The sequence below is a fragment of the Mesorhizobium sp. WSM4871 genome (assembly GCF_055811295.1).
Genome location: NZ_JBVVPU010000020.1, coordinates 1 through 20,250 on the forward strand (window position 1 = coordinate 1; position 20,250 = coordinate 20,250).

The following is a 20,250-nucleotide window of genomic DNA, read 5'->3' on the forward strand; positions in this document are numbered from 1 at the left end:
CGCGCTCGGCCGAATAGGTGTCGTGGGTGAGTGCTGCGCGAATGCCCGGCACCTTGTTGGCCGAAATCGAGACGCCGATGCCGGTGCCACAGAACAGGATGCCGCGCTCGTTCTCGCCATCGACGATCGTCTGGGCGAGTTTCTGCGACAGGTCGGCATAGTAGCCGGCCTGGCTGAGATCGCTGACGGTGAGGCCGGGTTTGGTGGCGAGATGCGCGGCGATGACGTCGAGCAACGGCTTGCCGGCGCTGTCGGCTCCAATGGCTATTTTCATGGTCGTATCCTTCCTTGATTGAATGAGATTTCGATTGGTTCAGATCGCCGCCGAGGCGCGCTGGAGGATGTCGATGTAACCTTCCGCCTGCCAGGCCGAGCGGCCGATGAACAGGCCGTCGACATTGGGCTGACGGATCAGTTCGGCGGCATTCCCGGGGTTGACGCTGCCGCCATAGAGGACCGGCGGTGCGGCAGGGAGCAGCGCGGCGGCGACCTGCTTGATCAGCGCCTGCTGCCTGTCGGCGTAGTCGGAACCGGCCGGAATGCCCTTGTCGCCGATCGCCCAGACCGGCTCGTAGGCGAACAGTATTGTCGCCGCCTTCGCCTCGCCTGGCAAAAATTGCAGCGCGCCTTGTACCTGCGCGGTCAGCACGGCTTCAGCCCGCCCGCCTTCGCGCTCGGCAAGCGTCTCGCCGACGCAGATCAGCGGTATCAACCCATGCTTCACCGCTGCCGCGGTCTTGAGGCCGACGGCATGGTCGGTCTCGCCGAAATGCTCGCGCCGCTCGCTGTGGCCGAGTTCGGCCAGGTCGAGCCCGCAATCCCTCAGCATCAGCGGCGAGATCTCGCCGGTCCAGGCGCCGGCGTCTGCCCAATGCATGTTCTGGGCGCCGACCTTGACGCGGGTCGGCGACAGCGCCTGCTTGACCTCACGCGCCGCAGTGAAGGGCGGAATGACGAAGGGCTGGATACGATCGTCGAAGCCCGGCACGAAGCCGGCCAGCACTTTGGCGAAAGCAAGTGCCTCGGCGAGCGTCTTGTTCATCTTCCAGCTTGTACCGACCCAGTAAACCACGCGTCTTTCACTCCTTGTCGACAATCGTTACCGAAACGCCGGCGGCGTCCAGCGCCTCGCGCATGGGAGGCTCCAGTTCGCGACCGGTGAAGACGGTGTCGAATGCCTTGAGATCGGTCAGGAAATGCAGCGCCGTGCGACCGAACTTGCCATGATCGACCAGCAGATATTTGCGCGCCGCGGCGGCCATCATCAGCCGCTTGGTCTGGACCACCTCCTGGTCCTGATGGAAGGCGGAAGCGCCGTGGATGGCCGACGACGACAGGAAGGCGACATCGGCGCGCAGCGATTTCAACGTGTCCTCGGCGAGCAGGCCGAAGAAGCCGTGAAACTTCTTGCTGTACTGGCCGCCGAGCGCGATCAACGTGATGCCGCCAACGCCGGCCAGTTCCTGGATGACGGCCAGATTGTTGGAGATCACCGTCAGCGGCCGCAGATCGGCCAAATGCCCGGCAATGCCGCCGGCCGTCGAGCCGTCATCGATGATCACCGTCTGGCCCGGCTCGATCATCGTCACCGCGGCAGCGGCCAGGCGCAGTTTTTCCTCGCGCGCCTGCTTCTGGCGGTAGCGGAAGTCACTCTCGAAGAGGCCGCTCGGCTGGATCGAGGCGCCACCGCGCACCTTGCGCAGGAAGCCGCTTTCCTCGAGCTCGTCGAGGTCACGATGAACGGTCATCCTGGACACGCCGAAGCGCGAGGCAAGGTCGTCGACACTCGCCGTTCCCGCGTCCATCAGAAAATCCATGATACCTTGCCGCCGGCCGTCGCTCTTCATTGCGCAGCTTTCTCAGGACGACCCTGTGCGCCCCGAATTCCTCAAGAAATTATAACACAGAAAATCGCAATCGCATCAAAATCTTTGTGATAATGTTATATTTATATGAGATATTTTCGCTCCCAGATCGCTTTCCTGTAACAAGAATTGCTCCGGCCGGGGCGTCCAAAGGTTGCGGTCTGGAGGAAATCCGGCCAGAAGCATCAGCGGGTCGAACGACGATCGGACGGCTCGCAACCAGAGGCCTGAAACCAGCTACGGGAGACTATTGGGTGGCTCGCATCACATTGAGACAATTGCTCGACCATGCCGCCGAACACGGCTATGGCGTGCCCGCCTTCAACATGAACAACATGGAACAAGGCCTCGCCATCATGGAGGCCGCAGAGGAGACCAAGTCGCCGGTCATCCTGCAGGCGAGCCGCGGGGCGCGCGCCTACGCCAATGACGTGGTGCTGGCCAAGCTGATCGACGCGCTGGTCGAAATCCACCCGGATATCCCTGTCTGCATGCATCTCGACCATGGCAATAACGAAGCCACCTGCGTGACCGCGATCCAGTACGGTTTCACCTCGGTGATGATGGACGGGTCGCTGAAGGAAGACGGCAAGACGCCGGCCGACTACGCCTATAATTCCGGCATCACGCGCCGCGTCGTCGACATGGCGCATTGGGGCGGCGTGTCGGTGGAAGGCGAGATCGGCGTGCTCGGTTCGCTGGAGATGGGCGGCGGCGAGCAGGAGGACGGCCATGGCGTCGAAGGCGCCGTCAGCCACGACCAGTTGCTGACCGATCCGGAACAGGCGGTGGAATTCGTCAAGGATACGCATGTCGATGCGCTGGCCGTCGCCATGGGCACCAGCCACGGCGCCTACAAGTTCTCGCGCAAGCCCGATGGCGCCGTGCTCGCCATGAACGTCATCGAGGAGATCCACCGCCGCCTGCCGAACATGCATCTGGTCATGCATGGCTCGTCCTCGGTGCCGGAAGAGCTGCAGGAGATCATCAACAAATATGGCGGCCAGATGAAGCCGACCTGGGGTGTGCCGGTCGAGGAGATCCAGCGCGGCATCAAGCACGGCGTGCGTAAGATCAACATCGACACCGACAACCGCATGGCGCTGACCGGCGCGATCCGCAAGGTGCTGACCGAGAACCCGAGCGAGTTCGACCCGCGCAAATATCTGACGCCGGCCATGGCGGCGATGCGCAAGCTGTGCAAGGAGCGCTTCGAGCAGTTCGGCACCGCCGGCAACGCGCCGAAGATTAAGCCGCTGCCGGTCTCGGAAATGGCCAAGCGCTACAAGTCGGGCAGCCTGGACCCGAAATTCGGCTGAGGGCTTTCTCGGGCAGGGGCTGCTTTCGGCTCCTGCCCCTCTACCCGTTTCGCGGCAAGACTGGCCCTGCCCGCGTCGACGAACGGCGCCCAGTAGTCGACCGACTCGCGGATCATGGCGACGACCTGGTGATCGACGGGCTCGCGCTCCCGAAACGACAATTCGAGGCAGATCTCGTTGTCGACACCGCCGCCGCGCCGCACCGTCTCCAGGAATTTTTCCGGCGTAATGCGGCCATCCCTGTTGTAGGCGTCGGTGAAGGGCCAATGGCCGCCCTTGTTCATCGACGACTGTTTGATGTGGATGATCGGCGACTCCAGCGGAAACGCCTCAGCCCAGGCATAGGGGTCGATGTCGGCGGGGTTGCTCGAGGTGACGTCGCCATGGTCGATGTCGACCATCATCTTCAGCGGGATGGCCATGCCGGCCGCCTCGATCTCCCGGTGCAGCGCCCGGCAGCTCTCGATCGTGTGGCCGAATTCGCGGCCGACCGACATCGGCTCCCAGAACAGGTAGGTCAGCCCGGCCGCCCTCGCATGTTCGGCGACCTCCCGCCAGCATTCCATGGCGATGTCGAGAAGCCGCGCGCGGCGTTCGGGGTCGTCGTAGTCCCTGTGGGTGAAGATGGCGAATTGCGTGCCCATGCCACTGGCGCCGAGTTCGGCGGAAATGTCGGCGAAGGTCTTGAACCAGTCGACATAGTAGCGGCGCACATCGGCGTCGGGATGGCCGAAATGGTTGAGCCGGCCATAGGGGCCGGTCATCCCCGATGTCACGCGCACGCCGGTGCGGTCGAGCGCGGTGCGGAACAGCCGGATGAATTTCGCGATCGTCGCCGCCGGCCAGCCGGGATTGACGAATTCATGCGTCAGCTGCACGTCCCTGATGCCGATGTCGTAGGCGATCGTGTCGATCAGATCGTCCGGGTCGGCAAAGCGGTTGACCAGCGGATTGGTGTTGAGGGACAGCGTGAAGGCCATCAACCCGCCTTTGCCAGCCGGCTCGCGCACCAATTCTCGAATGCGGTTTTCTCCGCAGCCGACAGATGCAACCCATGCTTGGTGCGTCGTTCCACAATATCGGTCGATGTCAGCGCCCACTCATGCTCGAACAGGTAATTGGCTTCGCGCTCGAAGAAATCCTTGCCGAAGCGCCGCCCCAAATCGGCGAGCGAGCGCGCCGAACCGATCACGATGCGCGTCCGTGTGCCGTAGAGCCGGCCGTAGTGCTTGGTAAGCGATGCCGGCATCCAGGGATAGTCGCGACCGAGGTCGCCGAGGAACTGTTCGAAGTCGGCATTGGCGATGTCGCCGCCCGGCAAATGCCCTTTCGACGTCCAGGACTTGCCCATTGCTGGAAAGAAGGGAGCGATCCGGTCCAGCGCGTGTTCGGCCAGCTTGCGGAAAGTGGTGATCTTGCCGCCGAAGACGGAGAGCAGCGGCGCCTGCCCCGCCGAAGCGTCGAGCTCGAAAATGTAGTCGCGTGTCACCGCGCTCGGATTGTCGGCGTTGTCGTCATAGAGCGGCCTGACCCCGGAAAACGAATGGACGACATCCTCGCGGGCAAGCCCTCGCTTGAAGTAGCGATTGACGACCTTGATCAGGTAATCGATCTCGCTGGTATCAGCCTTGACGTCTTCCGGCCGTCCTTCGTAGGGAATGTCGGTGGTGCCGATGAGCGCCAGATCGTTCTGGTAGGGGTTGATGAAGATGACCCGCTTATCGCTGTTCTGGATGAGATAGGCCTGCCGCCCTTCCCAGAATTTCGGCACGACGATGTGGCTGCCCTTGACCAGGCGTACGTTGCGCCTGGAATTCTGGCCGGCAACGCGGTTGATGACGTCGTTGACCCAGGGACCGGCGGCGTTGATCAGCGCCCGTGCCCGCACCGTGGTTTTGACGCCGGTCCTGCCGTCGCGCATCTCAACCGACCACAGACCGTTTTCGCGACGGGCGGCGGTGCAGGCAGTCCGGGTCAGGATTTTCGCGCCTCGTTCCGCTGCGTCCAGCGCATTGAGAAGGACGAGGCGGGCGTCGTCGACCCAGCAGTCCGAATATTCGAAGCCGCGCCGGAACGCGTCCTTGATCGGCGCACCTTCGGGCGCGGTGCGCAGGTTCAGCGTACGGGTGGGAGGCAGCCGCTTGCGGCCGCCGAGATGGTCGTAGAGGAACAGGCCGAGCCGGACCAGCCAGGCCGGCCGGTCGTCGGGGCTGTGCGGCAGCACGAAGCGCATCGGCCAGATGATGTGCGGCGCCGATTCCAGCAGCACTTCGCGCTCGATCAACGCCTCGCGCACCAGGCGGAACTCGTAATATTCGAGATAGCGCAGGCCGCCATGGACGAGTTTGCCGGAGCGCGAACTGGTGCCCTCGGCGAGGTCGTCCTTCTCGCACAGCATGACGGAAAGGCCGCGGCCGGCGGCGTCGCGCGCAATGCCGGCGCCGTTGACGCCGCCGCCGATGACGAAGAGGTCGACGATCTCGCTATCGCCGCTCATCTCGCTGGGCCCTGGATGCGTGGCAAGTCCTTCATGGCTCCTGCGGCTTTCAGCACGGATTGACCGGCGGCAGACCGGCGATGTAGCGGCGCACCTCCTCGGCGGCCTGCTCGGCGGCATAGGTGACGGTGCGCACCGAGGCGCCCGCGATGTGCGGCGTCAAGGTCACGTTCGGCAATTGCAGCAACGGCCAGTCGGCGGGCACCGGCTCGACCGCGAAGGTTTCCAGCATGGCGCTGGCGATCTGGCCGGACACCAAGGCCTCGTAGAGCGCGTCATAGTCGACCAGCGGTCCGCGCGCGGTGTTGACGAGGGTCACCCCCGGCTTCATCCGCGCGATGGTTTCCTTGCCGATCATGCCGCGGGTTTCCTCGGTCACCCGGGGATGAAGCGTGATCACGTCGGAGCGGGACAGAAGCTCGTCCAGCGCGACCAGTTCGACACCGCCATTGCGATCGTCGGCGCTCAGTTGCACGTAGGGATCGGTGACCAGGATGCGGCACCCGAAGGCGCGCAACAAGCGGACAACCTTGGTGCCGATGTTGCCATAGCCGATGACGCCGACGGTCATTTCATTGAGCTCGCGGCCGGTGCGGTCGGCGCGGTAGAGATCGCCGCGCCACTCCCCCTTGCGCAAGGCCTCGTGCCCCACCCGGATCAGCCTGGTTTCGGCAAGGATGGCGCCGATGGCGAACTCGGCCACGGCGCTGGCATTGCGCCCGGGAACGTTGACCACTCTGATGCCGTGCGCTTTGGCGGCGGCCATATCGATGTTGATCGGACCGCCGCGCGACACCGCAACCAGCTTGAGCGCCGGCAGGCGCCGCATCATGGCCTCGGAGAGTGGCGAGAGCTGAGTGACGAAGATTTCGCCATCGCCGATGAAATCCACCACCTCGTCCGGATCGCCAAAGTACTCCTTGACCTTGTCGAGGCCGAGGGCTGCATTACCGAACTGCATCGGCTCGTCGGGCCAGGCGGTCTCAAGCGTGCGGATGTCGAGATTGTCGCCGCAGGCTTCCTCGATTTTCGCGCGGAACACTTCGGGAAGCATGAAACGGTCGCCAATGATCGCTATCTTGCGCATACTCGACTTCTCAGTTCGTCAGGCCAGTTTTGGTCACGTCGGTTTTTGTTCTGGGCGCGGCCATCGAACGCCAGACCGGCCGCAGCGCCTCATGCGCCAATGTGTAGGATGGAACAAGCCGCTCGTAGACGGCGGCAAGTGTTTGGTCGCTCGGCTCGGCCGCGCCAAGCAGCGGCGTGACCCATTCCTCGACGCATTCATCCATCGATGCGTATTGGCCAACGCACACCGCTGCGATCATCGCCGCGCCCGCCGCACCCGCCTCCTCGCGCTCGCTGGTGCGAATGTCGGCACCGATCGCGGCGCCCAGTATCTTGCGCAAGGCCGGACTTCTGGCCGCGCCGCCCGTCAAACGAACCTCCATGGGCAGCGGACCCATGGCGGCGTAGCAATCGCGGGCCGCGAAAGCCAGCCCCTCGAAAACGGCGCGGACCAGGTCGGCATAGCCATGCCGCGACGAAATGCCGACGAAGCCGGCCCTGGCATTGGCATCGACGAATGGCCCGCGCTCGCCGGCTTCCGACACATAGGGCTGGTAGAGCAGCGAGGCCGGTTCCGACGACGATATCCACTCGTCGACCAGCGCGATCATCTCGCCATTTGTCCGCGTGATGCCTTGCGAGGCGAGAATGCCGGAGGCAAGGCCAAGCACCCAGTCGATGTTGAGCGTCGCCGCCATGTTCGACTGCATCTGCGCAAAGACGCCGGGCGCCGGCATCGTCATGGTGTAGCCGGTCGCAGCCTCGTTCAGCAACACCTCGTCCGGCGTCTCGGCCAGCCGCATGTGCATGCCGGTAGAGCCGATGATGGAACAACCGGGCTTGCGCTCACGATCGAACAGTCCGGCGCCAAGCGCGGTGCAGACGACGTCGACATAGGCGAGCACGACCGGCGTGCCGGCGACGAGCCCGGTGGCGTCGGCCGCCGCCTGCGACAGGCTCGCACTATGCCTGGTGCCGTCGACGATCGGCGGCAGCAGATGCCTGAGATCGGTGACGCCGAGCACATCCAGCACCTCGTCGCTGTAACCGCGCGTGCGAAAATCGCCGAAGGTGAAGGTCCCTTCCGACGGGTCGGTGGCGCGCTCGCCGGTCAGCTTGTAATAGAGCCAGTCCTTGCAGTGGAATGCGGTTGCCGCGCTGCCAAGCATTTCGGGCATGTTGCGCTTCATGAATGCGAACTGCGATCCCTGCTGGCAGGCGGCCAGACCGCTGCCGGTCTTCTCAAACCGCTGCCGATCCTCCGGCCGGGCGCGGATTTCCTCGACCACCCCTGCGGCGCGCGCGTCGAGCCACAGCCAGCCCTTGGCGACCGGCTCGCCTTCCCTGTCGATCAGCCAAGTGCCATCGCCCTGCCCGGTCACGGCAATCGCAATCACCCGACTGGCGAGATCAGGCACCTTGTCGGCGAGTTGGCGCAAGGTGGCAGCGGTATCGAGCCAGGTGCGAGCGAGATCCTGTTCGGCGCCGCCGCCCGGCAACGTCTCATATTTGTTCGGCAGCGCGGCGGCCGCGATCTGCCGGCCCGCCGTGTCGAAGGCGACAGACTTGATGACAGACGTGCCGGCGTCGATGCCGATCAGCACATCCCGCATCAGGCGAGCTCCATGCCGTGCGAAATGGCGTTGCCGCTGGCCTGGTCGAAGACGTGCAGGTTCTTCGGATCGATGCTGATGTTGATAGGCGCGCCAAGCTCAAGGCGGGTCCGGTCATGCTCGACCAGGACCAGCGAGCCGCCGGCGAAATCGGCGGCGATATGCGTCTGGTCGCCAAGCCACTGATTGGCCGAGACGGTGGCCGGCACGCCGTCCTTGGAGCGGCGGACCGCATAGGGCCTGATGCCGATCACCACCCGCTCGCGGTTGAGCAGTTCATCGCGCACGGGGGCGCTGAAAGCGTCCTTGTCGTAGTCGAGGGAAAGCCCATCGGGGAGCCGCAGATTGATCTTGCCGGCGTTCATTCCGACATAGGCTTCGAAGACATTCATCGGCGGTTCGCCGACGAAGGTGCCGGTGAACAGATTGGCCGGCCGCTGCTTGATCCTGTCAGGCGTATCGAACTGCTGCAGCACGCCGCCTTCCATCACCGCGATGCGGTCTGCCAGCGCATTGGCCTCGGTCTGGTCGTGGGTGACCAGGATAGCGGTCAGGCCGCGTTCCTTGATGAAGTGCTTGATGCGGCCGCGCAGCACGGCGCGCAACTGCGGCTCGAGCTGGCCCATCGGCTCGTCGAGCAGATGCAGGTCGGCCTCGCGGATCAGCGCCCGGCCAAGGCTGGCGCGCTGTTGCTGGCCGCCCGAGATGGAGCTTGGATAGCGCTCGAGGATATCCTCGATCTCGAGCAGCTTGGCGATGCTGGCGACCTTGGCGTCGACCTCGCTCTTCGGCAGTCTTGCCGCTTTCAGCGCGAAAGCCATGTTCTCGCGCACGGTCAGCGGCGGATAGAGCGAATAGCCCTCGAAGGCCATCGCCACATTGCGCTTGACCGGCGCCAGCCTGTGTACCTGGCGGCCGGCAACCGAGATCGTGCCGCGCGAGACCTCTTCGAAGCCGGCTATCATGCGCAATGTCGAGGTCTTGCCGCAGCCGGACGAGCCGAGCAGCGCGACGATCTCACCCTTGCCGATCTCCATCGTCAGGTTCTGGACGGCGTGCACGCCTCTGTCGATCGGGCCGTAGAATTTGTCGACGCCGGAAATGGTGAGTGCGCTGGCGCTCATGCCGCTTCTCCATTGCGCAAACTGACGACGTTCTTCGAGCCTATCCGCTCGCCGCTTGCCTGATCGAACAACAGCGCGCTTTTGCTGTCGACGGCGATATGGGCCTTGCCTTCGGCCTGGCCCGGCGCTCCGGCCGGACGCGACACCAGGATCTCGCGACCGCGCACGGTGCGCACCAGCGTAACGATCTTTTCGTTGAGCGGCGTCTCGGCCTCGACGGTCACCGGAATGGCGGCCGGCGTGCCTTCATCGACGAAGCTCAGCGCTTCCGGGCGCAAGCCAATGACGCAGTCGCGGCCGACCGCCATCTCATAGGCGGCAGGCAGATGAACCTGGACATTCGACAGGCCGACATAGACACCCTTGCCGTCACGCGCGGGCTTGACGTCGAGCAGGTTGATGGTCGGGTCGCCAAACAGCCGGGCGATCTCGATGTTTGCCGGCTCACGATAGATCTGCTCGGGCGTGCCGAGCTGCCTGACGACGCCCTGCGACATTACCGCTATGCGATCACCGAGCGCCATCGCCTCCTTGTAGTCCTGGGTGACGTAGACGACGGTCGCGCCACGATCGGCCAGGAGCCGCGGCAGTTCGAGCCGCATCTCGAAGCGCAGTTTGGCATCGACATTGCGCAAGGGATCGTCGAGCAGCAGTAGCGGCGGCGCGCCGACCAAAGCACGGGCGAGCGCGGTGCGCTGCTTCTGGCCGTTGGACAGCGCGCGCGGCTTGTGGCTGAGCACATGGCCGATCTTGAGCAGCTTGGCGACGCTCTCGACACCTGCCTTGATCGTCGACTGCGACGAGTGCCTAGCCTCAAGCGGCGTCGCAATGTTGTCGAAGGCACTCATATGCGGAAACAGCGCGAAGTTCTGGAACGCCATGCCGACGCCGCGGAACTCGGCATCGACATCGGTCATGTCCTCGCCGCCGATCAGGATCTTGCCTTCGTCGGGGTCGATGACGCCGGCGACCAGGCGCAGCAGCACGGTCTTGCCAGCTCCTGAGGGTCCGAACAGGACCAGCGTCTCGCCATCGGCGACGGTCAGCGACAGATTGTCGAGGACGGTCTGGCTCTTGTAGCGCTTGACGATGTTTTTCAGTTCAAGACTTGCCATCGGACCTATCCTTTCACCGCGCCAAGCGACAGGCCTTCGACGAGATAGCGCTGCGCGTAGAGTGCGAGCGCCAGCGTCGGCGTGATCGACAGCACGATCGCCGCCGATATCTGGCCGTACTGGATGCCCGAAGAGGTGATGAAGGCAAGCGCTCCGACCGTTACCGGCTGCTTGTCGGCCGAGGCGAGCACAAGCGCGAAGACGAAATTGTTCCAGGCGAAGATGAAGGCGAGCAGGCCGGCGGCCGCGATACCGGGTCCGGCAAGCGGCAGCGCGATCTTGCGGAAGGTAGCGAACCAGGAATGGCCGGCGATGCGATAGGCGTATTCGATGTCGGCCGGGATATCCTCGAAATAGCCGCGCACGATCCACAGGATCAGCGGCAGACAGATCAACTGGTAGACCCAGATCAGCCCGATATAGGTGTTGGCGAGGCCGAGCTTCTGGAAATAGAGGGTGAGCGGCAACAGCACCAGCAGCGCCGGCGCGAAGCGGAACGACAATAGCGTGAAGGCGATGTCCTCAGAGCCGCGGAACTTGTGCCGCGCAAAGGCGTAGGCCGCGGGAACGCCGAGCAGCAGCGCGACGGCAACCGAGGTGGTTGACAGGAACACCGAATTCCAGAGGTTGCGCATGAAGGCGATATCGAGCGTGCCGGACATCGTCGTCAGCTTGCCGGTGATCAGCGCCGTGTAGTTGGCGAGCGTCGGCTCGAAGACAAGCTGCGGCGGGATGCGCAGGATGGTCTCGTTGGTCTGGAACGACATCATGAAGATCCAGACGATCGGGAACATGAAGAAGATGACGACCAGCGTGAGTGCAACGCCGCGCAGGATGCGTTCGAGAAGCGAGGTATGTTCCATCCCGGCCTCCTATGCCTGGCCACGGGCGCGCTCGCGCAGGCGCAGCCAGTTCTTGATGAAGATGTTGGAGAGGAAATAGGTGATCGCCCACAGGATGATCATCAGGGCGGCCGAGCGGCCGACATTGGTCGACTGGAAGAAGTTGAGGTAGGCCTCGACCTGGAAGACGGTCAGCGTATCGCCGGGGCCTCCTTGAGTCATCGCATAGATGATATCGAACTGCTGGATGGAATCGAGCAGGCGAAACAGCGTCGCCGTCAGGATATAGGGCGTCAGCATCGGGAGGGTGATGCGGAAGAACACGAAGCTCCTCGGCACGCCGTCAAGCGCGGCCGCCTCGAAAGGCTGAGTCGGCAGGCTGCGCAGGCCGGCAAGCAGCAGGATCATGATGAAGGGCGTGTAGACCCAGATATCGACCAGCACGACGGTGAAAAGCGCGGTCGACGGCGACGAGGCCCAGCGGAAATCCTGCAGGCCGATGAGGCTGGCCAGGTAGCTGAGCACGCCGAAGCCGGGGTTGGTCATCAACTTCCACATCAACGCGGCAAGTGCGGGCGCCGTCATCAGCGGCATCAACAGCATGATCGAGATGAAGTTGTTCAGCGTCGTGCGCTTCTGCAGCAGCATGGCGATGGCAAGACCGAGCAGCAGCTCGAGCAGGACGGTGATGCCCGCATAGAGCAGCGAAACCTGGAGCGTGTTCCAGAACTTCGGGTCGGTGAAAAAGTTGAGGTAATTCTCGCCCCAGTTGAACTGCCGCGCCCAGGGCTGGCTCAGCCGGTAGCGCTGGAACGAATAGACCACAGACGTGAAAAACGGGATCAGGATGCCGATGCAGACCAGCAAGGCCGGCAGGCTGAGCACATAGGGCAGAACCCGCTTGCTGATCCTGAAGCCGGAAGGCCTGTTTCTTTGTACCGTCACCGCAGTCATCGTGGCTCACCCGTCATTCCTGTTGCTCCGCCCTGCCGGCCGCCCAAGGGAGCAAGGCGGCCGGGTCGGGCGAATGGCGGCGCCGGGAGCGCCGCATCGCAAAATGTTGAAGTTCCCGGCTGGCTGGCCCGCCCGAGCGGGCCAGCCAGCCGGCGGCCCGGTTTAGCCGAGCCCGGCTTCCTTGAGCTGGCCGTTGATGCTCTCGGCCAGCTTGTCCAGGCCTTCGTCGACCGGCACTTCCTTGGCCACCATCTTCTGCAGCGTCGCGGCCCATTCGGTTGTCAGATCGAAGAACAGCGGCTGCGGCGTGAACTTGATGCTGGCTCCCGGCGCCGAAGCGTCGAACATCTCGACATAACCGGGATAGCTCTTGTTCAGCTTCTCGCGGAATACCTCGTCCTTCCAGACCGACTGACGGACCGGATTGACGAAGTCCATCTTGGTAGCGCCGAACAGGGCGTGTTCGGGTCCGGATGCCCATTGCATGAAGTACCAGGTGGCGTCCTTGTCCTTCGAGAAGTTGGACATCGACAGCGACCAGATCCAGATGTTGGGCGTCGGCGCCTTGGCCGCGGGATTGGCCTTGAAGCCGGCGAAGGCGAGCTTGCCGGCCATCTTGTTGTCGCCGCCATTCATGAAGTAGCCGAGGATATCGGCGTCGAAGATCATCGCCGAGGCGCCGGCGCCGAGATCGGTGCCGACCTGATACCAGGTGTAGGTCGACCAGTCCTTCGGGCCGCTCTCCTGGATCATCTGGACCCATTGCTTGTGGAAGGCCTTGGATTCGGCGGTGTTCATGGCAGCCGACAATTTGCCGTCGGCCGACAGGTTAAGGTCCTTCTGGTCGAAGTTGGCGTAGGCCGACAGGAAGCCCGGATGGATCGTCGCCCATGAACGCGAGCCGCGCACGCCGATGCCGTAGACGCCGCCACCTACATCCTTGGTGAGCTTGGCCGCCGCGGCGACCATCTCGTCCATATTGCCGGGAACGGCGACGCCGGCCTTGTCGAACATGCCCTTGTTGTAGGTGATGTTGTTCTGCTCGAAGCCCCACGGAATGCACCACTGCTTGGCGTCCTCGGAACCGAGCACGCCGCCCGGCTGGCCATTCCAGGCGCAGGACTTCCTGACGCCGGGCAGGAAGTCGTCCCAGGCATAGTTCACATTGGTCTTGGCGGGGTCCTTGATCCACTCGTTGAGATCGGTGATCCAGCCGGCCGGGCCATATGTCCAGGTCATGTAGGCGCCGGTCATGAACGCATCATATTCGGGCGAACTGGCCGAGAGCGCGGCCGTGACCTTGTCGAAATAGACGTCTTCCGGGAACACGTCATAGACGACATTCATGCCGGTCAGCTGCTTGAAGTTTTCGAGGTTGGCGATCATCGCATCGGCGTAGGGATGCTTGTTGAGCAAGAGCTTGATGGTCTTGCCCTGATGCGCTTTCCAATCGAAATCCGCGGCCAGTGCCTGGGTCTGCCCCAGGTTGAGCAGCGTGCCGGCCGTGCCGGCGGCAAGGCCCATTGCGCCAAGGCCCTTGATCAGCCCACGGCGATCGACTTGTCCGCGCAGGAACGCGTCGATCAGGTCTTTTTCTTTCTCATGCATTTTTCTTCTCCTCCACAGGGTAGTTTCAACTTGGATGTTGCCGGCTACCCGACCGGCGTTTCTCCCACGAGCGCTCGCGCCGTCCGCTCATCGGTGACCAGGCCCTTGAGATAGCGGCCCTCCAACACCGATTTGATGGCACGAACCTTCACCTTGCCGCCGGCAACGGCGACAATTCTGCGATTGCTGATGTCTTCGCGCGCCAGCGCCAGCGCCCGGTTGGAAAGTGTCGTTTCGACCGCCTTTCCGGTGTCATCGAAGAAATGGCCGAGCAGTTCGCCGACGCCTCCCTTGCGACGGGTCTCCTCCATTTCGCCCTTCTCGATCATGCCGGTGGCGACAAGCGAGGCCTCGCGCTCGGCGGTGCCGATGCCGGCAATCAAAAGGTCTGCCGATTTGGCGAGATCGAAGACCTCGCTGATGCCCTTCTGGCCGAGCAGCACGGCCCGGTCCTCGACCGTGTTGGCGAACATCGGCACCGGCATGACATAGGCTTCCGCGCCAGTGCGTTCGGCCAGGCGATGAATGACGTCGTGCGGGTTGGCCGAGAACTTGCGCGTCAAGCCGCCCAGCAGCGACACGAAGCGGATCCCGTCGGCCGCAATGCGCGGCAGATACTCCACGCAGGCGGCCAGCGTGCGGCCATGACCTACGCCGATCAGCGTGCCCTCGCCGCGTTCGATCTCACGCTTGAGAAACTGCGCGCCGGCGATGCCGAGCGCCTTGAGCGGCAGGTCTTCGGCATCGAAGTCGGGAACGACCTCGCAATAATCGAGGCCGTATCGCCCGGACAGTTCGTCCTCGAGCGCGACGCATTCCGACACTTCGCCGTCGATATAGACTTTGACCAGACCTTCCTGATTGGCCTTGGTGATGAGGCGGTGCGCCTTGAGGCTGGTCAGGCCGAGCCGCTTGGCCACCTCCGACTGGGTCAGCCCGCCGGCATAATGAAGCCAGGCGGCCCGGGTCGCCATGCTGGTTTCATCGTCGCGCAGAAGACCGTTGCCAAAACCAACCATTTCCGCCCTGTGATATTTTTATCAGTTGTTGCAAAATTTTTCACAAGGCGCCGCCGAAGTCAAGCGCCGTGTGTACGGCAAGCGGCTGTTTCATCTTGACCGCGCAATGGCGATCGGGTTCTCGAAGGTTTGACAAATAGCAGGCCGCGCCTATGGTCGATCCATTACAGGAGCGACGCATGGCGAAGACAACCGGCTGCATTTTTGGCGGGGTTTCCCCGCATTTGCTGGACGGTGGAAGTCAGCCGCGGCCGCTTTCACGACCCTCATCCACAACTCTCCCGGCCACCTCTAGGCGTCCGGGTCATCCGTTTCCTTGAACCTTATGTCCCAGAGAATTGCCGAGCTTCTATCGCGGCTGGAAAAGCGGCTGGACAGGTCCGCTGTCGTCTCGGCCGACGAAGCCGGACCGCGCTATCAAGAAGACCCGGACGGCAAGGACGGCGCGCCGCCGGCGATCGTCCTGCGGCCGCGCACGACCGGCGAAGTGTCGGACATTCTGCGGCTGTGCAACGAGGCCGGGCAGCGGCTTGTCGTCCAGGGCGGCCGGACCGGGCTTGCGGGCGCGGCGCGCATTCAAGCCGGCGAAGCGGTGCTGTCGCTGGAGCGGATGACGGCGGTCGCGGCTCCGGACCGCGAGGCGGCGACGATCATCACTGAAGCCGGCGCACCGCTGCAGATGGTGCAGGACGCGGCGGACGCGGCCGGCTTGCTGTTCGGCGTCGACATCGGCGCGCGCGGCACATCCACGGTCGGCGGGAATATCGCCACCAATGCCGGCGGCATCCGCGTGCTGCGCTATGGCATGTACCGGGCGCAGGTGCTGGGCCTCGAAGCGGTGCTTGCCGACGGTAGCGTGCTGACGTCGCTCAAGGGCTTGCCCAAGGACAATTCCGGCTATGACCTCAACCAGCTCTTCATCGGAAGCGAAGGCACATTAGGCGTCGTCACGCGCGCCTGCCTGCGGCTGCATCCGAAACCGGCCACCGAGGTCAACGCCTTCTGCGCGCTTGCCTCGCTCGATGCGGCGATCGCGCTGCTTGCGCTGCTCAGGCAGAAGCTCGGGCCGTTGCTGTCGGCCTATGAGGTGAATTTCGCGCCGCTCTACGGCGCCATGGTCGCCGGCATGGATGCGCCGGCGCCGCTGCCGGTCGGCGCGCCCGTCTATGTGCTGGCCGAGATACAGGGCAACGAGCCCGACCGCGATGGCGACCGCTTTGCCGCGGTGCTGATGCAGGCGGTCGAGGACGGCGTGGTCGACGACGTGGTCGTCTCGCAGTCGCCGCGCGAATTCCGCGCGCTGTGGGCGGTGCGCGAGGACGCCAACCGCTTCCTGTTTTCTATGAAGGGCCTGATCGGCGTCGACATCAGCATCCCGCTGGCCAGGATGGGGGCTTTCCTGCGGGAGGCGGAAGCCGCGATCCGGGCTGTCGACCCCAATGCCGAGATCTATGTCTTCGGTCATCTCGGCGACGGCAATCTGCACTATCAGGTCGGCACCGTGGAACCGGCAGCGGCGTATGAGATCGTCTATCGTGGCGTCGCCGCGGGTGGCGGCGGCGTCTCGGCCGAACACGGCATCGGCCTCGACAAGAAGCAATGGTTGCACCTGGCGCGCAGCGACGCCGAGATCGCCGCCATGCGGCGCTTGAAAGCAGCCTTCGACCCGAACAATATCCTCAATGCCGGTCGCGTCTTCGACCTTGTGCCGGCGACTGCGTTGTCTGACGGAGTGACCCTATGACGGCTGCCGCTCTCCCGAAAGCCGGACAGGCGCATGCGGTCCCAGTCAGCCTCGACGACCGCTATGTTCTGGAACGCGGCCGCATCCTGGTCTCGGGCACGCAGGCGCTGGTGCGGCTGCCGCTCGTGCAGCGCCAGCGCGATCTTGCCGCCGGCCTCAACACCGCCGGCTATGTTTCCGGCTATCGCGGCTCGCCACTGGCTGGCTTCGATCGCGAGATGCAGCGTGCCGGAAAGTACCTTAGGGCGAACCATGTCGTCTTCCATCCCGGCCTCAACGAGGACATGGCCGCGACCGCGGTCTGGGGCACGCAGCAGACCGGCATGTTCGCGGGCTCGCGCTACGACGGCGTGTTTTCCATGTGGTACGGCAAGGGTCCCGGCGTCGACCGGACCATGGACGTCATTCGCCACGCCAATGCTGTCGGCACCAACCGCCATGGCGGCGTGTTGCTCCTGGTCGGCGACGACCATGGCGCCGTCTCCTCGACGCTGCCGCACCAGAGCGAGCACAATCTGATCTCGGCCATGGTGCCGCTGCTGTCGCCCGGCGGCGTCGGCGAATATATCGACTATGGCCTGCTCGGCTGGGCGATGAGCCGTTATTCCGGCGCCTGGATCGGCTTCAAGTGCCAGACCGAGATCGTCGAATGCACAGCGACTGTCGATGTCGACCCGGCACGACTTGGTATCGTCATGCCGCAGCTGACGGTGCCCGCCGACGGCCTGTCGCTGCGCTGGCCGGACGGCCCGCATGCGATGGAGCGCCGCATCGAACACAAGATGGCGGCGGTGCATGCCTTTGCCCGTGCCAACGGCATCGACCGCATCGTGCATGGCGCCGCCAAGGCGCGGCTCGGCATCGTCTCGACCGGCAAGTCGTGGCTCGATCTGCTCGGCGCGCTGTCGGCCCTCGGCATCGACGAGCGGCGCGCGGCCAAGCTTGGCATCCGGCTATACAAGGTCGGCATGGTCTGGCCGCTCGAGCCGGAAGGGCTCAGGGCTTTCACTGAGGGGCTGGAGGAAATCCTCGTCGTCGAGGAGAAGCGGCCGGTGATCGAGGACCAGATCAAGGCGCTGCTGTTCAACGCGCCCAATCGCCCACGCGTCTTCGGCAAGACGGACGAGCGCGGCGCGCCACTGCTGCCTTCCATCGGCGAGATCAGCGCCGTTTCGGTCGCCCGCGCAATCGTCTCGCGGCTCGGCACGCCGGACGCAGAGCTTAGCGCACACGTGAAGACAATCGAGGCCGTCGCGGCTTCAGCGCCCGGCGAGGTCATCGCGCTGAAGCGCGATCCCTATTTCTGCTCCGGCTGCCCGCACTCGATCTCCACCGTGGTGCCCGATGGCAGCCGTGCCTCGACCGGCATCGGCTGCCACATGATGGTCATCGGCATGGAGCGCGAGACCTCCACCTTCACCCAGATGGGTGGCGAAGGCGGCGCATGGATCGGCCTGTCGCCGTTCACCGACGAGAAGCACATTTTCGTCAATATGGGCGACGGCACCTATTTCCATTCCGGCCTGCTGGCCATCCGCGCCGCCATCGCCGCCAAGGTCAGCGCCACCTACAAGATCCTCTACAACGACGCCGTCGCCATGACCGGCGGCCAGCGCCATGACGGCGAGGTTTCGGTGCCGTCGATCGTCGAGCAGACGCTGGCGGAGGGCGCGAAACGCGTCGTCGTCGTGTCCGAAAAGCCCGAAGCCTGGGCCGGCGTCCTGCCACGGTCCGTGACCATTCACCATCGCGACGAGCTCGACGCCGTGCAGCGCGAGCTCAGGGAGATCGAGGGGGTGACGGTGCTGGTCTTTGACCAGGTCTGCGCCGCCGAAAAGCGCCGCCGACGCAAGCGCGGCGCCTATCCGGTCTCGCCAAGACGCGCCTTTATCAACGAGCTCGTCTGCGAAGGCTGCGGCGATTGCTCCGCCGTCTCCAACTGCATTTCGATCGAGCCCGAGGAAACCGAGTTCGGCCGCAAGCGCAGGATCAACCAGTCGAGCTGCAACACCGACCTGTCCTGCATCAAGGGCTTTTGCCCGAGCTTCGTGACCGTGGAAGGCGGCACGATTCGCAAGCCGAAGGCGCGGGCCGTGGAGGCTGGTTCCGCCGAATTGCCGCTGCCGGCGCTGGCGGCACTCGAGCGTCCCTACAACATGCTGCTGGCCGGCATTGGCGGCACCGGCGTCATCACGGTCAGCGCGATCCTGTCGCAAGCAGCGCATCTCGACGGGCTTGGCCTGCTGACGCTCGACCAGACCGGGCTGGCGCAAAAGAACGGCGCGGTGGTTTCGCATATCAGGCTTGCACGCGACCCTGATATGCTCAACACGGTCAGGATCGGCCCGGGCGAGGCCGATCTTGTGCTTGGCTTCGACATCGTCGTGTCGGCGGCGGCAGCTTCACTTGCGACCTTCGCGCATGGCCGCACAAGGGCCGTGCTCGACGATCATTTCGCGCCGACGGCGTCCTTCGTGCAGAACACCGCGATCGACTTCCGCCAGGAGGCGACGCTGAAGCAATTGCGGCGGGCGGCCGGTGAAGAGGCTATCACGCTGATCCCAGCGACCAGGCTCGGCCTCGCGCTGATGGGCGACGCCATCGCCGCCAACATGTTCCTGCTCGGCAATGCCTGGCAGCGCGGACTGGTGCCGATCAGCCTGACATCCATCGACAAGGCAATCGAGATGAACGGCGCCGGCGTCGCCATGAACCGCGCAGCTTTCAACTGGGGCCGCCGCGCGGCGGTCGACCTTGCGGCGGTGCTGGATGCTGCGCAAACGAGCAGTCTAGAAGCACCGAAACCCGAGACGCTCGACGCCATGGTTGCGCGCCGGATGGCATTCCTAACCGGCTACCAGGACGCCGCCTATGCGAACCGCTACCGCAAGCTGGTCGACACCGCCCGCGCGGCCGAAGCCGGCCTCTCATCCGGCTCCGAGGATTTCGCCAGGGCCGTGGCGATCGGCGCCTTCAAGCTGATGGCCTACAAGGACGAATATGAGGTGGCGCGGCTGCATCGCGACCAATCCTTCAAGAAGAAATTGGCCGAACAATTCGAGGGCGATTTCAGGATCAGGCATCATCTTGCGCCGCCGATGATCTCGCGCATCGACCCGCGCACCGGCCATCCCGGCAAGATCGCCTTCGGCGCCTGGATCAATCCGGTCTTCGCGATGCTGGCGCGATTGAAGGGCCTGCGCGGAACGCGCTTCGATCCGTTCGGGCGCACCGAAGAGCGGCGGATGGAACGGCGGATGATTGCCGATTATGAAGGGCTGATCGCAGATCTTTCGGCGCGGCTGACAAAAGGCAACCACGTCGTAGCGACCGAACTCGCCCGGCTGCCGGAAGAGGTACGCGGCTTCGGCCACGTCAAGATGGCGGCGGTCGAACGCTTCGAGAAGAAGAAGGCGGCGCTGCTGGAAAAACTGGGTAAGGAAAGCCGCCTGGAAACAGCGGCTTAGCGGTTGCACCTCAGA

The 20,250-nt window shown here is 64.2% G+C and carries 16 protein-coding genes; 3 read left to right on the forward strand and 13 right to left on the reverse strand.

Annotated features, from left to right (window positions below; all coding sequences use genetic code 11):
• The 3 genes from AC0L2H_RS29665 to AC0L2H_RS29675 all read right to left on the reverse strand — a co-directional run.
• The coding region (locus AC0L2H_RS29665) for an RpiB/LacA/LacB family sugar-phosphate isomerase (RefSeq protein WP_473593384.1) at positions 1-274 on the reverse strand (274 nt) is incomplete at its 3' end.
• 39 nt (positions 275-313) lie between these two features.
• Positions 314-1,072 carry a triose-phosphate isomerase gene (locus tag AC0L2H_RS29670; RefSeq protein ID WP_473593385.1) on the reverse strand — a complete coding sequence of 253 codons (759 nt, stop codon included), beginning with the start codon at positions 1,070-1,072 and terminating at the stop codon, positions 314-316.
• A gap of 7 nt (positions 1,073-1,079) precedes the next feature.
• Entirely contained in the window at positions 1,080-1,847 is a 768-nt protein-coding gene (locus AC0L2H_RS29675) for a DeoR/GlpR family DNA-binding transcription regulator (protein WP_473593386.1), read from the reverse strand.
• A gap of 272 nt (positions 1,848-2,119) precedes the next feature.
• On the opposite strand from AC0L2H_RS29675, the gene fba reads away from it, so the two are divergent.
• Positions 2,120-3,184, forward strand: coding sequence for a class II fructose-bisphosphate aldolase (gene fba / locus AC0L2H_RS29680; RefSeq protein ID WP_107648797.1), 1,065 nt, complete (start codon positions 2,120-2,122; stop codon positions 3,182-3,184).
• Here the strand turns inward: fba and AC0L2H_RS29685 are convergent.
• From AC0L2H_RS29685 to AC0L2H_RS29730, 10 genes are all read right to left on the reverse strand, one after another.
• Positions 3,148-4,164, reverse strand: a complete 1,017-nt coding sequence (locus AC0L2H_RS29685; protein WP_473593387.1) for a sugar phosphate isomerase/epimerase family protein — start codon at positions 4,162-4,164, stop codon at positions 3,148-3,150. The two genes, fba and AC0L2H_RS29685, sit on opposite strands and share 37 nt — an antisense overlap.
• Positions 4,164-5,681, reverse strand: a complete 1,518-nt coding sequence (locus AC0L2H_RS29690) for a glycerol-3-phosphate dehydrogenase (RefSeq protein ID WP_473593388.1) — start codon at positions 5,679-5,681, stop codon at positions 4,164-4,166. The genes AC0L2H_RS29685 and AC0L2H_RS29690 overlap by 1 nt, the downstream gene beginning before the upstream one ends.
• 49 nt (positions 5,682-5,730) lie before the next feature.
• Complete coding sequence (locus AC0L2H_RS29695) at positions 5,731-6,768, reverse strand: 2-hydroxyacid dehydrogenase (RefSeq protein ID WP_107648795.1); 1,038 nt, start codon at positions 6,766-6,768, stop codon at positions 5,731-5,733.
• Between the two features lie 10 nt (positions 6,769-6,778).
• A complete protein-coding gene (locus tag AC0L2H_RS29700) occupies positions 6,779-8,362 on the reverse strand; it encodes an FGGY family carbohydrate kinase (RefSeq protein WP_473593389.1) in 1,584 nt (527 codons plus the stop codon).
• Positions 8,362-9,486 (reverse strand): ABC transporter ATP-binding protein, encoded by a 1,125-nt coding sequence (locus AC0L2H_RS29705; protein WP_473593390.1) that lies wholly within the window; start codon positions 9,484-9,486, stop codon positions 8,362-8,364. Before AC0L2H_RS29705 ends, AC0L2H_RS29700 begins: the two co-directional genes overlap by 1 nt.
• Positions 9,483-10,601 (reverse strand): ABC transporter ATP-binding protein, encoded by a 1,119-nt coding sequence (locus tag AC0L2H_RS29710; protein ID WP_473593391.1) that lies wholly within the window; start codon positions 10,599-10,601, stop codon positions 9,483-9,485. Before AC0L2H_RS29710 ends, AC0L2H_RS29705 begins: the two co-directional genes overlap by 4 nt.
• 5 nt (positions 10,602-10,606) lie before the next feature.
• The gene (locus AC0L2H_RS29715; protein WP_107648791.1) at positions 10,607-11,464 is read right to left on the reverse strand and encodes a carbohydrate ABC transporter permease; all 858 of its coding nucleotides are present in this window, start codon (positions 11,462-11,464) and stop codon (positions 10,607-10,609) included.
• A gap of 9 nt (positions 11,465-11,473) precedes the next feature.
• Positions 11,474-12,397 carry a carbohydrate ABC transporter permease gene (locus AC0L2H_RS29720; protein ID WP_473593392.1) on the reverse strand — a complete coding sequence of 308 codons (924 nt, stop codon included), beginning with the start codon at positions 12,395-12,397 and terminating at the stop codon, positions 11,474-11,476.
• 162 nt (positions 12,398-12,559) lie between these two features.
• On the reverse strand, positions 12,560-14,005 hold the full coding sequence (locus AC0L2H_RS29725) for an ABC transporter substrate-binding protein (RefSeq protein WP_473593393.1): 1,446 nt from the start codon (positions 14,003-14,005) through the stop codon (positions 12,560-12,562).
• A gap of 44 nt (positions 14,006-14,049) precedes the next feature.
• A complete protein-coding gene (locus tag AC0L2H_RS29730) occupies positions 14,050-15,024 on the reverse strand; it encodes a sugar-binding transcriptional regulator (RefSeq protein WP_473593394.1) in 975 nt (324 codons plus the stop codon).
• Positions 15,025-15,349: 325 nt separating this feature from the next.
• Between AC0L2H_RS29730 and AC0L2H_RS29735 the strand changes: the two genes are divergently transcribed.
• Positions 15,350-16,768, forward strand: coding sequence for an FAD-binding oxidoreductase (locus tag AC0L2H_RS29735; RefSeq protein WP_473593395.1), 1,419 nt, complete (start codon positions 15,350-15,352; stop codon positions 16,766-16,768).
• Positions 16,765-20,235 carry an indolepyruvate ferredoxin oxidoreductase family protein gene (locus tag AC0L2H_RS29740; RefSeq protein ID WP_473593396.1) on the forward strand — a complete coding sequence of 1,157 codons (3,471 nt, stop codon included), beginning with the start codon at positions 16,765-16,767 and terminating at the stop codon, positions 20,233-20,235. Before AC0L2H_RS29735 ends, AC0L2H_RS29740 begins: the two co-directional genes overlap by 4 nt.
• Positions 20,236-20,250: the final 15 nt, after the last annotated feature.

Coding starts and splice junctions, on each gene's coding strand:
- AC0L2H_RS29675 (WP_473593386.1), bottom strand. CDS start 1,847: ATGAAGAGCGACGGCCGGCGGCAAGGTATCATGGATTTTCTGATGGAC.
- AC0L2H_RS29685 (WP_473593387.1), bottom strand. CDS start 4,164: ATGGCCTTCACGCTGTCCCTCAACACCAATCCGCTGGTCAACCGCTTT.
- AC0L2H_RS29690 (WP_473593388.1), bottom strand. CDS start 5,681: ATGAGCGGCGATAGCGAGATCGTCGACCTCTTCGTCATCGGCGGCGGC.
- AC0L2H_RS29695 (WP_107648795.1), bottom strand. CDS start 6,768: ATGCGCAAGATAGCGATCATTGGCGACCGTTTCATGCTTCCCGAAGTG.
- AC0L2H_RS29700 (WP_473593389.1), bottom strand. CDS start 8,362: ATGCGGGATGTGCTGATCGGCATCGACGCCGGCACGTCTGTCATCAAG.
- AC0L2H_RS29705 (WP_473593390.1), bottom strand. CDS start 9,486: ATGAGCGCCAGCGCACTCACCATTTCCGGCGTCGACAAATTCTACGGC.
- AC0L2H_RS29710 (WP_473593391.1), bottom strand. CDS start 10,601: ATGGCAAGTCTTGAACTGAAAAACATCGTCAAGCGCTACAAGAGCCAG.
- AC0L2H_RS29715 (WP_107648791.1), bottom strand. CDS start 11,464: ATGGAACATACCTCGCTTCTCGAACGCATCCTGCGCGGCGTTGCACTC.
- AC0L2H_RS29720 (WP_473593392.1), bottom strand. CDS start 12,397: ATGACTGCGGTGACGGTACAAAGAAACAGGCCTTCCGGCTTCAGGATC.
- AC0L2H_RS29725 (WP_473593393.1), bottom strand. CDS start 14,005: ATGCATGAGAAAGAAAAAGACCTGATCGACGCGTTCCTGCGCGGACAA.
- AC0L2H_RS29730 (WP_473593394.1), bottom strand. CDS start 15,024: ATGGTTGGTTTTGGCAACGGTCTTCTGCGCGACGATGAAACCAGCATG.
- AC0L2H_RS29735 (WP_473593395.1), top strand. CDS start 15,350: ATGTCCCAGAGAATTGCCGAGCTTCTATCGCGGCTGGAAAAGCGGCTG.
- AC0L2H_RS29740 (WP_473593396.1), top strand. CDS start 16,765: ATGACGGCTGCCGCTCTCCCGAAAGCCGGACAGGCGCATGCGGTCCCA.